Annotated in this window: 11 protein-coding genes; 9 read left to right on the forward strand and 2 right to left on the reverse strand. The window is 64.8% G+C overall.

The window, feature by feature from the left end:
* Positions 1-125: 125 nt before the first annotated feature.
* Both msrA and J2R76_RS26800 read right to left on the reverse strand, forming a co-directional pair.
* Positions 126-782, reverse strand: a complete 657-nt coding sequence (gene msrA, locus J2R76_RS26795; protein ID WP_057015336.1) for a peptide-methionine (S)-S-oxide reductase MsrA — start codon at positions 780-782, stop codon at positions 126-128.
* 130 nt (positions 783-912) lie between these two features.
* On the reverse strand, positions 913-1,230 hold the full coding sequence (locus J2R76_RS26800) for a hypothetical protein (RefSeq protein ID WP_016842666.1): 318 nt from the start codon (positions 1,228-1,230) through the stop codon (positions 913-915).
* Between the two features lie 373 nt (positions 1,231-1,603).
* On the opposite strand from J2R76_RS26800, the gene rpsT reads away from it, so the two are divergent.
* From rpsT to J2R76_RS26845, 9 genes are all read left to right on the forward strand, one after another.
* Positions 1,604-1,870: a 30S ribosomal protein S20 gene (gene rpsT, locus J2R76_RS26805; RefSeq protein WP_057015335.1), complete on the forward strand. Its 267-nt coding sequence runs from the start codon at positions 1,604-1,606 to the stop codon at positions 1,868-1,870.
* Positions 1,871-3,098: 1,228 nt separating this feature from the next.
* Positions 3,099-4,529: a chromosomal replication initiator protein DnaA gene (dnaA, locus tag J2R76_RS26810; protein ID WP_253625189.1), complete on the forward strand. Its 1,431-nt coding sequence runs from the start codon at positions 3,099-3,101 to the stop codon at positions 4,527-4,529.
* A gap of 264 nt (positions 4,530-4,793) precedes the next feature.
* On the forward strand, positions 4,794-5,912 hold the full coding sequence (gene dnaN / locus J2R76_RS26815) for a DNA polymerase III subunit beta (RefSeq protein ID WP_074126563.1): 1,119 nt from the start codon (positions 4,794-4,796) through the stop codon (positions 5,910-5,912).
* Positions 5,913-5,958: 46 nt separating this feature from the next.
* A complete protein-coding gene (locus J2R76_RS26820; protein WP_168856622.1) occupies positions 5,959-6,246 on the forward strand; it encodes a GIY-YIG nuclease family protein in 288 nt (95 codons plus the stop codon).
* Between the two features lie 46 nt (positions 6,247-6,292).
* The gene (gene recF, locus J2R76_RS26825; protein ID WP_057015331.1) at positions 6,293-7,429 is read left to right on the forward strand and encodes a DNA replication/repair protein RecF; all 1,137 of its coding nucleotides are present in this window, start codon (positions 6,293-6,295) and stop codon (positions 7,427-7,429) included.
* Between the two features lie 485 nt (positions 7,430-7,914).
* Complete coding sequence (gene gyrB, locus J2R76_RS26830) at positions 7,915-10,350, forward strand: DNA topoisomerase (ATP-hydrolyzing) subunit B (protein ID WP_057015330.1); 2,436 nt, start codon at positions 7,915-7,917, stop codon at positions 10,348-10,350.
* A gap of 163 nt (positions 10,351-10,513) precedes the next feature.
* Positions 10,514-11,806: a UDP-N-acetylglucosamine 1-carboxyvinyltransferase gene (murA, locus tag J2R76_RS26835; protein ID WP_253625190.1), complete on the forward strand. Its 1,293-nt coding sequence runs from the start codon at positions 10,514-10,516 to the stop codon at positions 11,804-11,806.
* Between the two features lie 57 nt (positions 11,807-11,863).
* Complete coding sequence (locus J2R76_RS26840) at positions 11,864-13,261, forward strand: MATE family efflux transporter (RefSeq protein ID WP_168856624.1); 1,398 nt, start codon at positions 11,864-11,866, stop codon at positions 13,259-13,261.
* On the forward strand, positions 13,258-13,731 hold the full coding sequence (locus J2R76_RS26845; RefSeq protein WP_076824534.1) for a DUF2867 domain-containing protein: 474 nt from the start codon (positions 13,258-13,260) through the stop codon (positions 13,729-13,731). The genes J2R76_RS26840 and J2R76_RS26845 overlap by 4 nt, the downstream gene beginning before the upstream one ends.
* Positions 13,732-13,741 lie beyond the last annotated feature (10 nt).

Raw genomic sequence — 13,741 nt, forward strand, 5'->3', positions numbered from 1 at the left:
GTTAACAAAGGGTTTTCGAGGATCGAGCGGGAGGCCGGAACAGCCGGCCTCCCATTGGCTTGGAGCCGTGCCCGGGAAGAGCGCAAAACCGGCTTTCCAGAGCGAGCTCTTTCTCAACAAGACGATCAGGCGGTGACGCCGACGCCGATCGGGCAGGACACGCCGGTGCCGCCGAGCCCGCAATAGCCCGCCGGATTCTTGGCGAGGTATTGCTGGTGATAGTCCTCGGCGAAGTAGAATTCACCGGCTGGCGCGACCTCGGTGGTGATGGCGCCGAGGCCCTTGGCGGCAAGCGCCTTCTGATACATCGCCTGCGACTCATCGGCGGCTTTGCGCTGCGCGTCGCTGAACGTGTAGATCGCGGAGCGATATTGCGTGCCGATGTCGTTGCCCTGGCGCATGCCCTGCGTCGGGTTGTGGTTCTCCCAGAACGTCTTCAGCAGCCTCTCGTAGGAGATCTTCTTCGGGTCGAACACGACCAGCACCACTTCGGTGTGGCCGGTGCGCCCCGAGCATACTTCCTCATAGGTCGGGTTCGGCGTGTGGCCGCCGGCATAGCCGACCGCGGTGGTGTAGATCCCCTCGCCGAGTTCCCAGAACTTGCGCTCCGCGCCCCAGAAGCAGCCGAGCCCGAACACCGCCTGCTCGAGGCCTTGCGGATAAGGCGGCTGCAACTTGCTGCCATTGACGAAATGGGTGATCGCGGTCGGGATCGGCGTCGCGCGGCCCGGCAACGCCTCGGCGGCGCTTGGCAACGCAGTGGTCTTGCGCATGAACAACATGGACACCTCCAGGCGGGACATCGGCCGACGCGGCAACGGCCTGCGGGCCGGCTGTCACCTATATATGTCCTTACGCGGATGATGGCAGCCCCGTTACGGGGCGGTGCAGCCAAGGAGGGCTGCCGACAAGTCAGTCGCGCGCGTAGCCGATCAGGGGCTTACGCGGCCGGAACAGGATCATCAGCAGGATGCCGGCAATGCCGAGCACCGCGAATACCGGCTGCTCCAGAAGCAGGCGGATCACGTCATTCCAGAGCCAGGGCGCGAAGCGATCCACCCAGGCATGGAATGCCTGCTGGCTCGACTGGTGGATGTCGTTCCAGAACTGGCCGAATTGGGTGAACCGCAGGCTCTGGTCGGCGACGTAGCGGGCCCCGTCATAGACCATGAAGATGAAGCTGCCGGCCAGCAGCAGAAGGCCGATCAGACGGAAAAAGCCGCGGATCATGCGTCACCCTAACTCCCAGTCGCGCCCCACGCGTCGTCAGGCCTTACCGGGCGCCCCCCGGAAATTCAACCTCTTCAGCGGCTTATCCGGCCCCCGCAGGGACGATTTCGGGCCCTTTTGGGGTCCCGAAAGCGTTGACGCTTAAGCCCGCGCCATCTATAAGACCGACCGATGGCGGCGGGCGCAATCCTGCCGCCGCTGTTCTTTGGACAGTGTCGCATGCGGAGGCAGCATTTTGCGCTCTTCGCATGGCCGCCTCAAGGACACCCAAGAAAACCACCTTGGACAAATACATCAGAGTTGAGATTTGAACCGGCCGGTGCGCGCAAGCCCGACCACCGAGCGATCACCGCCGAAGGACAGTTAGAGAACCATGGCCAACACCACCTCCGCCAAGAAGGCGACCCGCAAGATTGCCCGCCGCACCATCGTCAACAAGTCGCGCCGCACGCAGATGCGTGGCGCGGTGCGCACCGTCGAGGAAGCGATCAAGAGCGGCGACCGCGAGGCGGCACTGAAGGCGATGAGCCGCGCTGAGCCCGAGCTGATGAAGGCAGCACAGCGCAACATCATTCACAAGAACCTCGCGAGCCGTAAGGTGTCGCGCCTCACGCAGAGCATCGCCAAGCTCGCGAAGTAACGGCTTGCCACCAGAGCTGACTGGAAAACACATTTGTCACGAAGCCCGGCTCGCGCCGGGCTTTTTGTTTTTGTCTCGACTTTTGTCGTGGAAGTTTCATAGCGCGAGAACACTTCGCGTTGCCGCGCAACGAACTGCGTGTCATGTTTCGTCGCGTCCGTAGTTCTACCGGCTCGACATGCTAAACGCGCCGCACTCGCCCACAGATTGTTCTTCGCTAAGCTAGATAGATGGAATAGCGCGCGAGCATTTCGCGGACGAAACTTGCGAAGCGGGGTTACCCTGCAAAAGTAATCGAGAAAAATGACGTCTCGCGAATTACTTATGCACATAGCGCCGAACAGCGATTGGAAAAATGACCGGCGCGAGACCAAATGTAAATTTTCTATGAAAAATTTTTGGTATTGCACCGTCGTTTGTGACACGCGTGAATCTGTGCGCTGATTCAAAAACTTGCTTTCGCAACTCAGCATCGGCAACGCCGCAACAGTCGCGAAGAGTCTCGATCCCCGTCGAATCCACGGATTGTCAGAAAATCAGCTTGGTGTATTTATTTCTTGTTCGCGACGCCCACGGCTCTCCAGATCAGCGCGGTTTGAGACCCAGGGGCGGACGCACAAATCGGCGGCGGTGTGTGCGTTAGCGACGCTTTCCAAGCGAAGCTAGATTGACAACTCATAGCGATATGAGGACAGACGACCTGTGTCAAAAATTCTCCGGCGATGTCCCCGGCAATTTGGGGGATCGAACAAGAGAGACCAGGACGTCAGTCGGAATCTGGCAGCGGGAACGCGGAGCGAGTGAACGGGTTGACGACGACACGGCGGCGGCGAAGCGCCGGGCATTTCGGTGTTCGGTAGCAGCAGTTCGAATTTGAAGACACGAGCAAGCTGACAACTTGCCGCGATACGTCGCGGCGGGAGGGGGAGGTCATATGGCTTACGGTATCATCACTGCAGTCGAACCAACGACAGCCGAAGCGCAAATTTCCAGTGGTGCCGTAATCAACCCCTCGGACGTCAGCTCCCACCCGAAGCGTCCGTCGAGTACGCGCTGACCTCGCGGGGCGCATCTTCTCCAAACAGCTGATCTGTCGGGTGGCGCATGGACGCCACACGAGAGAGCTTTGTCCGGAGCAGACCGCGCCCGCTAGAGGTCGCGCCGCGGCAGGAAAACCTGCACGGCGCTTTCGCAACGATTATCTCTCAGACTTGGAAGTACGAAGGCTATGACGAACACGGAACAGGATCGCTGGTCGCGGGTGAAGGGACGTTTGCGGACGAGCGTTGGCGAGGACGTCTACACGAGCTGGTTCGCTCGGATGGATCTGGAGAGCGTGCACGACGAGAGTGTGCACCTGTCGGTTCCGACCCGGTTCCTCAAGAGCTGGATCCAGGCGCACTATGCCGAACGCGTGCTCTCCTGCTGGCAGGCCGAGATGCCCGAAGTGCATCGCATCGACCTCACCGTGCGCTCGGCGATCCGCGCGACGGCTCCGGTGAAGGAAACGGTTGCGCCCATCGAAGTGCGCCGCATCGAGCGCACCGACGGCAGGCTCGTGCCTGAACTGCGCTCGGTTGCGACCGCGCCGGTGTCCGCGAGCCACGACGCGCTTGGCGGCTCGCCGCTCGATCCGCGCCTGACCTTCGCCAGCTTCGTCGTCGGCCGTTCCAACACGCTGGCTCATGCGGCGGCCCGCCAGGTCGCGGAAGGTCGCCGCGGCGATCCCGTGATGTTCAACCCGCTCTACATTCATGCCGGCGTCGGCCTCGGCAAGACGCATCTGCTGCAGGCGGTGACCTGGGCCGGCAATTCCGGCGGCGAGCGCAAGGTGCTGTATCTCACCGCCGAGAAGTTCATGTACGGCTTCGTCGCGGCGCTGAAGACGCAGACGGCGCTGGCCTTTAAGGAGGCCCTGCGCGGCATCGACGTGCTGGTCATCGACGATCTGCAGTTCCTGCAGGGCAAGTCGACCCAGGCCGAGTTCTGCCACACGCTGAACGCGCTGATCGATGCCGGCCGCCAGGTCGTGATCGCTGCCGACCGTCCGCCGTCGGATCTGGAAAGCCTCGACGACCGCGTGCGCTCGCGACTTGCGGGCGGCCTCGTGGTCGAGATGGGCTCGCTCGGCGAGGAGCTGCGGCTCGGCATCCTGAAGTCGCGCGTCGCCGCCGCCCGCGCCCACCATGCGAGCTTCGATGTACCGGAGGAAGTGCTCGACTATCTGGCGCGCACCATCACCCATAACGGCCGCGACCTTGAAGGCGCGATCAATCGCCTGCTGGCGCACTCCAAGCTCAACAACCAGCCGGTGACGCTGGAGATGGCCGAGCGCGAGGTGCGCGACCTGATCCGCCCGCAGGAGCCGAAGCGGATCAAGATCGAGGACATCCAGCGCGTAGTCGCCCGGCAGTACAATGTCAGCCGCTCCGACTTGCTGTCGTCCCGCCGCACCGCCAATGTGGTGCGCCCGCGCCAGGTCGCGATGTATCTGGCGAAGACGCTGACCTTGCGCTCGCTGCCGGAGATCGGCCGGCGCTTCGGCGGCCGCGACCACACCACGGTGTTGCACGCCGTGCGCAAGATTGAGGCACTGGTCGCCAAGGACACGGCGCTGTCGGAGGAAGTCGAATCGCTGAAGCGCCAGCTGCAGGAATAGGGCCGCTTCATCCGGCCGGATCGTTCCATAGCCCTCCCCTCGCCAAAGGGGAGGGCCAAACTTTTTTCCGACCCAAAACGTGGGGAACGGGGCTCGTTTCACGCCCGTATCCCTTGCACCGGCCGCCCATCCGCGCCACCTTGCGGTCCCCCCGTGGGTTTGATCAAATCCGGTATTGATCCGGCTTTTCGGGTTTCCAATGCCGCGGTGCTGCCCTGAACGGCCGCCCGGCTTTTCCATCTGAGGGATCTGGCGGGTATTGCAATGAAGGTCACCGTCGAGCGCGCGCAACTCCTGAAATCGCTGGGTCACGTTCACCGCGTGGTCGAGCGCCGCAACACCATCCCGATCCTCGGCAACGTGTTGATCCGCGCCGAGGGCGCCAAATTGTCGCTGAAGGCGACCGACCTCGACCTCGAGGTGACGGAGACCTTGGCCGCCGAGACCGGAACCGCCGGCTCGACCACGGTGCCCGCGCACATGTTCTACGACATCGTCCGCAAGCTGCCCGACGGCTCGCAGATCGTGCTGGAAGCCGACGGCGACCGCTCGGTGCTGGCCGTGCGTGCCGGCCGCTCGCGCTTCACGCTGCAGACGCTGCCCGAGAGCGACTTCCCGGGCCTTGCCGCCGGCGACATGACGCATTCGTTCTCGCTGCCGGCGTCCGACATCAAGCGCCTGATCGACCGCACCCAGTTCGCGATCTCGACCGAAGAGACCCGCTACTACCTCAACGGCATCTATCTGCACGCGGCCGGCAGCGCCAAGGCGGCGACCCTGCGCGGCGTTGCGACCGACGGTCACCGGCTGGCGCAGATCGACCTCGCGCTGCCCAAGGGCGCAACCGGCATGCCCGGCGTGATCGTCCCGCGCAAGACGGTCGGCGAGGTGCAGCGGCTGATCGAGGGCGACGACGCCGAGATCTCGATCGAGCTGTCGGACGGCAAGATCCGCTTTACGCTCGGCAACGTGGTGCTGACCTCGAAGCTGATCGACGGCACCTTCCCGGACTACGGCCGCGTCATTCCGCAGAACAACGACAAGGAACTCGTCGTCGACAAGAAGGATTTCGAGGCCGCCGTCGACCGCGTCTCGACGATTTCCAGCGAACGCGGCCGCGCGGTGAAGCTCGCACTGTCCGCGGGCAAGCTGGTGCTCTCGGTCACCAACCCGGATTCCGGCAGCGCCACCGAGGAGCTCGAGGTCGAGTACGCCTCCGACGCGCTCGATATCGGCTTCAACTCGCGCTATCTGCTCGACATCGCCGCCCAGATCGAGGGTGAGGTCGCAGTGCTGAAGCTCGCCGATCCCGGCTCGCCGACCCTTGTGCAGGACCGCGACAGCAAGGGCGCGCTCTATGTGCTGATGCCGATGCGGGTGTAACCCCTCGTCATGGCCGGGCCTGACCCGGCCATCCATCAAACAAGAAATGACCTATTGGGTGTACATCCTCGCGAGCAAGCCCGGTGGAACGCTGTATATCGGCGTTACCAACGATCTCGTTCGCCGAATCTACGAGCATCGTGAGGGGCTGGCAGAGAGCTTCAGCAAGCGTTATGGCGTGAAGACATTGGTCTATTTCGAGCCCCACGAGACGATCGCTGCCGCCCTGCAGCGCGAGAAGAATATCAAGCATTGGTCACGCGAGTGGAAAATCGACCTGATCGTCGCAGGCAATCCCGAGTGGCGCGATCTATATGATGAAATTGTCCGCTGACGCGGACGATGGATTGCCGGGTCAAGCCCGGCAATGACAAGGAACCATGACCCCGTCCCGCATTCACCGCCTGTCGCTGACGCATTTCCGCAATTACCGGACGGCGACGCTGCAGGTCGCCGGCGACATGGTGGTGCTGGTCGGGCCGAACGGCGCCGGCAAGACCAATTGTATGGAAGCGGTCTCGTTTCTGTCGCCGGGCCGCGGCCTGCGCCGCGCGACGCTGGAGGACATCGCCGACAACCAGGGCGACGGCTCCTGGGCGGTCTCGGCCGAAGTCGAGGGCGCGCTCGGCCTTGCGACGCTCGGCACCGGTATCGATCCGCCGACCGGTGACGCCGGCAGCGCGAGGCGCTGCCGCATCGACCGCGAACCGGTGGGGTCCGCAACCGCGTTCGGCGATCATCTGCGCATCGTGTGGCTGACGCCGGCGATGGACGGCCTGTTCATGGGCGCCGCCTCGGAACGGCGGCGCTTCTTCGACCGCCTGGTGCTGGCGATCGATTCCGAGCATTCCAGCCGCGTCTCCGCGCTGGAGCGATCGCTGCGCTCGCGCAACCGGCTGCTCGAGGTGCGCAACTATGACGACCATTGGTGTGATGCGATCGAGCGCGAGACCGCCGAGCTTGCGGTCGCGGTCGCCGCATCACGCGGCCAGACCGCCGCCAAGCTCGCCGTGATGCTGCGCGAGCGCGGCGCGGCCTCGGCCTTCCCCTCCGCCGAGATCATGCTCGACGGCTGGATGGAGAATGCGCTGCTGCAGGAGCCTGCAACGGCGGTGGAGGACCGCTACCGCGAGATCCTGCGCGCCAGCCGGCCGCGCGATGCCGCCGCCGGGCGCACGCTCGACGGCCCGCATCTGACCGATCTGCAGGTGGTCTACGCGCCGAAGAACATGCCGGCGCGTGACGCCTCGACCGGCGAGCAGAAGGCGCTCTTGATCGGGCTGGTGCTGGCGCACGCCACGATGGTCGCGGAGATGACCGGCATCGTGCCGCTGCTGCTGCTCGACGAGGTCGTCGCCCATCTCGATCCGAACCGCCGCAAGGCGCTGTTCGACGAGCTCGCCAAGCTCGGCGCGCAGGTCTGGATGACCGGCGCCGATCCCGCGGCGTTCGTCGATATCGGCCCGCGAGGAGAGATTTTCGACGTCGAATCCGGCCGCGCCACGCGGCGCGGCTGATTGGCTAGTCTAGGGCAATCTGAAGCGATGGCGCCGTCGCAGAGCGCATTGCCAAAATATCGAAAACAACCCCATGCAAAGTGGCCAGCGGCGGCAGGCGTTCGACCAAGCAGCTTGACACGTCGGGCAACTCAGGAACAATATTCTAATATTCCGAAATTACGCGAGCATCCCTCGCCCCGGTTCGCCCTGCCCAGCGGGGAGAAGCGAACCTCCGAAGTCGCTCCAATTCAGCTTGGTCTCATCATGTTTCTGGCGGCGCAGAATCGGCCTCGATAGGGGCTCCGAATCCGCCACCGAATCGGGCTTTTCAAAGCCCTCGGAATCCGCCTTTGAAAGCCTTGAAACAGGCCTAAAAAATCCTATTTATTCAATAGTTTGTAGATGGAGACTTTGCGCTAGGCGCAACCCCTCTTTCATGGCACAAATAGCGGAATCAGCGCCTCATATTGCGCGGCTGATTCGGATATCCTCGAAGGCCTCACATGACTGAACCTGCCCGGCAGACCCCTGCCGAATCTGAGCATCCCGTTCCGGCCGAATATGGCGCGGAATCGATCCGGGTGCTGAAGGGCCTCGACGCCGTCCGCAAGCGCCCCGGCATGTATATCGGCGACACCGACGACGGTTCCGGCCTGCACCACATGGTCTACGAGGTCGTCGACAATGCGATCGACGAGGCGCTGGCGGGCCACGCCAGCCGCGTCCTGGTCACCCTCAACGCCGACAATTCCGTCACCGTGTACGACGACGGACGCGGCATACCGGTCGGCATCCACAAGGAAGAGGGCGTCTCGGCAGCCGAGGTCATCATGACCCAACTGCACGCCGGCGGAAAATTCGACCAGAACTCCTACAAGGTTTCCGGCGGCCTGCACGGCGTCGGCGTCTCCGTCGTCAACGCGCTCTCCAGCAAGCTCGCGCTGCGGATCTGGCGCGACGACAAGGAGCACTACATCGAATTCGCGCACGGCGATGCCGTGGCGCCGCTCAAAGTGGTCGGCGATGCCCCAGGCAAGCGCGGCACCGAGGTCACCTTCCTCGCCTCGGTCGAGACCTTCAAGAACATCGAGTATGATTTCGCGACGCTCGAGCACCGGCTGCGCGAGCTCGCCTTCCTCAATTCCGGCGTCAACATCGTGCTCTCCGACATGCGTCACGCGGTCGAGAAGCGCGAGGAGATGCACTATTCCGGCGGCGTCGAGGAATTCGTCAAATATCTCGACCGCAACAAGAAGGCGATCGTGCCGGCACCGATCATGGTGCGTTCGGAAGCCAACGGCATCGGCGTCGAGGCGGCGCTGTGGTGGAACGACAGCTACCACGAGAACGTGCTGTGCTTCACCAACAACATCCCGCAGCGCGACGGCGGCACCCATCTGGCCGGCTTCCGCGGCGCGCTGACGCGCCAGGTCAACGGCTATGCCGAGGCCAACGCGAAGAAGGAAAAGATCGCGCTGACCGGCGACGATTGCCGCGAAGGCCTCACCGCGGTGCTGTCGGTGAAGGTGCCCGATCCGAAATTCTCGTCGCAGACCAAGGACAAGCTGGTATCCTCGGAGGTTCGACCGGTGGTCGAGAACGTCCTGAACGAGGCGCTGGCCGCCTGGTTCGAGGAGAATCCGAAGGAAGCCAAGGAGATCGTCGGCAAGGTGATCCAGGCCGCCGCGGCCCGCGAGGCTGCGCGCAAGGCCCGCGAGCTGACCCGCAAGAATCCGCTCAGCGTCTCCTCGCTGCCCGGCAAGCTCGCCGACTGCCAGGAGAAGGACCCGGCCAAATCCGAACTGTTCATCGTCGAGGGCGACTCGGCAGGCGGCAGCGCCAAGCAGGGCCGTAACCGCGAATTCCAGGCGGTGCTGCCGCTGCGCGGCAAGATCCTCAATGTCGAGCGCGTCCGTCCCGACAAGATGCTGTCGTCCGAGCAGATCGGCACGCTGATCACCGCGCTCGGCACCGGCATCAGCGACGATTTCTCGGTCGACAAGCTGCGCTATCACAAGATCATCGTGATGACCGACGCCGACGTCGACGGCGCCCATATCCGCACGCTGCTGCTGACCTTCTTCTATCGTCAGATGCGCTCGATCATCGATGGCGGTTATCTCTATATCGCACAGCCGCCGCTCTATAAGGTCTCGCGCGGCAAGTCCGAGCAATACCTGAAGGACGAGCGCGCCCTCGAGGACTACCTGATCTCGACCGGGCTCGACGAATGCGTCTTCAAGCCGGCCTCCGGCGACGACCGCTCGGGCCGTGATCTGCTGTCGCTGGTCGAAGACGCCCGGGTGATCCGCTCGGTGCTGCGCAACCTGCATAGCCGCTATAATCGCGCCGTCATCGAGCAGGCCGCGATCGCGGGCGTGCTCAATCCCAGGATCACGAGCGATATCGCCACCGCCAATTCGGCGGCCGAATACATCGCCAAGCGGCTGGACGCCGTGGCCGAAGAGGTCGAGCGCGGCTGGATCGGCACCTTCACGGAAGGCCAGGGGTTCCAGTTCGAGCGCACCGTGCGCGGGGTCAGGGAATTCGCCGTGATCGACGACGCGTTTCTCGGCTCGGCCGACGCCCGCAAGCTCGATGAATACGCGACCGAACTGCAAGAGATCTACGTGCGCGCGGGCAAGCTGCGGCGCAAGGATGCCGAGCAGATCATCCACGGCCCGATCGACCTGTTCGAGGCCGTGACCGACGCCGCCCGCAAGGGCATCTCGCTGCAGCGCTACAAAGGTCTCGGCGAGATGAACCCGGAGCAGCTCTGGGAGACCACGCTGGACACCGAGGCGCGCTCGCTGCTGCAGGTGAAGATCAAGGAGGTCGACGAGGCCGACGATATCTTCACCAAGCTGATGGGCGACGTGGTCGAGCCGCGCCGTGAGTTCATCCAGGACAATTCGCTCAGCGCAACCATCGACATCTAGGTTCCGCGCACGGCCAAGCGGGTGTGCGCTTTTCGGCGCCGTCGCGGCGCTACCTTTCGTGTGGAAGCAGCGCCGCCAGTTGTGTTACGGTGCCGGACGGCCGTTGATTCCGTTGTGGAATTTCCAATGGCCAGTCTAAATGATGCGTTAGGGGACATTCCGCGTGCCGCCGATCCAATACATCGTCGAAGGCGGCCGCCGCCTTTCGGGCACCATCGAGCCGTCGGGCAACAAGAACTCCGCGCTGCCGATCATCGCCGCGGCACTGCTCACCGAGCACCCGGTCACGCTGACCAACGTGCCGCGCATCCGCGACACCGAAACGCTGGTCGAATTGTGCCGCTCGGTCGGCGCCACCGCCGAATGGACCGAGCGCAACACGCTGCAGATTCATGCCAGGGAGATCCGCGCCGCCGATCTCGATCCGGCGCTATGCGCGCGCATCCGCGCCTCGATCCTGCTCGCAGGCCCGCTGCTCGCCCGCTGCGGCGAGGTCGCGCTGCCGCCGCCCGGCGGCGACGTGATCGGCCGCCGGCGGCTCGACACGCACTTCCTGGCCTTCGAGCAGCTCGGGGCCACTGTCACCGCGACGCACCGGCTGGAATTCCGCGCCGCGCGGCTGAAAGGCGCCGACGTGTTCCTCGACGAGCCCAGCGTCACCGCGACGGAGAACGCGCTGGTCGCCGCGGTCGCCGCCCGCGGCACCACCTATCTGCGCAACGCGGCCTCCGAGCCGCATGTGCAGGACCTCGCCAATTTCCTGATCGCGCTCGGCGCCAGGATCGAAGGCGTCGGCACCAACACCATCGTCGTGCACGGGCCGGCAACGCTCGGCAGCACGACTTTCGCGATCCAGCCCGACCATATCGAGGTCGGATCGCTGATCGGGCTCGCCGCGGTGACCCGCTCGCCGCTGCGCATCGCGCGCGCCGGCGTCGAGCATCTGCGCTCGATCCGGATGGGTTTTGAGCGGCTCGGCATCGTCTGCGGCGTCGAGGGCGACGACCTCGTCGTCCCGTCCGGCCAGACCATGAAAATCCAGGACGATTTCGGCGGCCATGTGCCGAAGCTCGAGGACCAGCCCTGGCCGGCCTTCCCGGCCGACCTGATGTCGATCGCGATCGTCACCGCGACGCAGTGCGACGGCGTCATCCTGATGCACGAGAAGATGTTCGAATCCCGGATGTTCTTCGTCGACAACCTGATCGCGATGGGTGGCCGCATCGTGCTGTGCGACCCGCACCGCGCGATCGTCGCGGGCCCCAGCCGGCTGCGCGGCGCGCCGATGAACTCGCCCGACATTCGGGCCGGTATGGCGATGCTGCTGGCCGCCGTGTGTGCCGAGGGCACCTCCACCATCAACAACGCCGACCAGATCGAGCGCGGCTATGAGCGGATCGATGAGCGGCTCAACGCCCTCGGCGCCAAGATCAGGCGGATACCCGCGCGATCGTGATTCCCTGCGGCAGCTTGGCCATCCTTCCGGCCGGTTTGCCGTGCTAAGCGTGCCGTCATGACCTGCATCGACAAGATCGACCCGGCCGCGCCGAACGCGGCCGTTGTCGTCCCTCGCAACCTGCTCACGGCCGAGCTCGCGGAAACGCTGAAGCTCGCGGTGCCGCTCGCGCTGACGCAGCTCGGGCAGATCGCGATGATGACGACCGATCTCGCCTTCATCGGCCGGCTCGGCAGCGAAAACGTCGCCGCCGCTGCGCTGGCGCACACCGTGTATTTCGTCAGCTTCACCATCGGCATGGGCATGATGTCGGCGGTCTCGCCCCTGGCCGCGCAGGCGTTCGGCGCGCGCAACCCGCGCGTGATGCGGCGCGCGCTCCGCGTCGGCCTATGGGCCGGCTTCTTCATGGTGCTGCCGCTGATGGCGCTGCCGTTCCAGGGCGAGCGCATCCTGCTTATGCTCGGCCAGACCCAGGCCACCGCGCATCTGGCGCAGCAATATCTGTTCGGTCTCGCCTGGGGCATCCTGCCGGCGCTGTGGTTCATCGCGCTCCGCGGCTTCATGAGCGCGGTGAACCGGCCGGAGCCGGTGCTATGGATCACGCTCGCGGCGATCCCGGCCAATGCGCTGATGGTCTACCTGTTGCTCTACGGCAAATGGGGCATGCCCGAACTCGGCATGTTCGGCGCCGGGCTTGCGACCACGATCGTCAATCTCGGCACCTTCCTTGCCGGCGTGTGGTTCGCGGCGCGCCGCCGCCCGTTCCGCAAGTACCACGTATTCAGCCGCGTCTGGCGCATCGACTGGCCGCTGATGGGCAAGCTGGTCGCCGTCGGCGCGCCGATCTCGATCGCTTTCCTGCTGGAGTACGGCCTGTTCGGCGCGGCCGGCCTGCTGATGGGGCTGATCAGCACCACGGCGCTAGCCGCGCACCAGATCGCGCTGCAGATCGCGGCGATCCTGTTCATGGTGCCGTTCGGCGTCAGCATGGCCGCTACCGTGCGGGTCGGCCAGGCCGTCGGCCGCCGCGATACCGACGCGGTGCAGCGCGCCGGCTTTGTCGCGATCGCGCTCAGCGGCATCTTCATGAGCATCATGACGTTCGCGGTGATCCTGGCCCGCTTCGAGATCGCGGCGCTGTTCCTCGGCGAGGCCTCCGATACCACCGCGCAGCTCACCGCGGCGCTGCTGTTGATTGGCGCGACCTTCTTCATCGCCGACGGCATCCAGACCACCACCGCGGGCGCGCTGCGCGGCATGAACGACACCCAGGTGCCGCTGCTGTTTGCCGTCATCAGCTATTGGCTGATCGGCTTCGCGTCGGCCTCCGCGCTCGCCTTCTGGGTCAAGCTCGACGCCGCCGGTGTCTGGATCGGGCTGTCGCTCGGGACGGCGGTCTATGCGACCCTCCTTGTCTTGCGTTTCCGCCTGCTGGCACGCAGACTGGGCAAATGAGGGTCGACGAGGTCACGCCGAACGTGGATTCCGCCGCGCTGCTCGCCGGCGCGCAGTTCGTCGACGCGTTCCGCATCGCGACCGCGCGCCCCGACCTCGATGCGCGGCACGCCGCCGAGGCGATGGTGGCGCGGCAGCCGCGCTGGATCGAATGGCTGCTTGCCCTGCGTAATTTCATCGTCGCGCCGCTTGGCCTGAAAACCTCGGGCGCAGCCGACGGCGCGACACGCGATATGATCGGCATCTTTCCGGTGGTCAGCGAGACGCCGGAGCGGCTGGTCGCGGGATTCAACGACAAGCATCTCGACTTCCGGCTCGTCGTCGACGTCGCCTCCGCGGGAGCTGTGCGCAGCATTACCGCGACCACGCTGGTGCTCACCCACAACTGGTTCGGGCGCGCCTATCTCGCGGTGATCCTGCCGTTCCATCGCCTGATCGTGCCCGCGATGCTGCGCAAGGCCGGACGCTGAAGTAGTACTC

The sequence above is a fragment of the Bradyrhizobium sp. USDA 4532 genome, from assembly GCF_024171315.1.
Classification (GTDB): domain Bacteria; phylum Pseudomonadota; class Alphaproteobacteria; order Rhizobiales; family Xanthobacteraceae; genus Bradyrhizobium; species Bradyrhizobium australafricanum.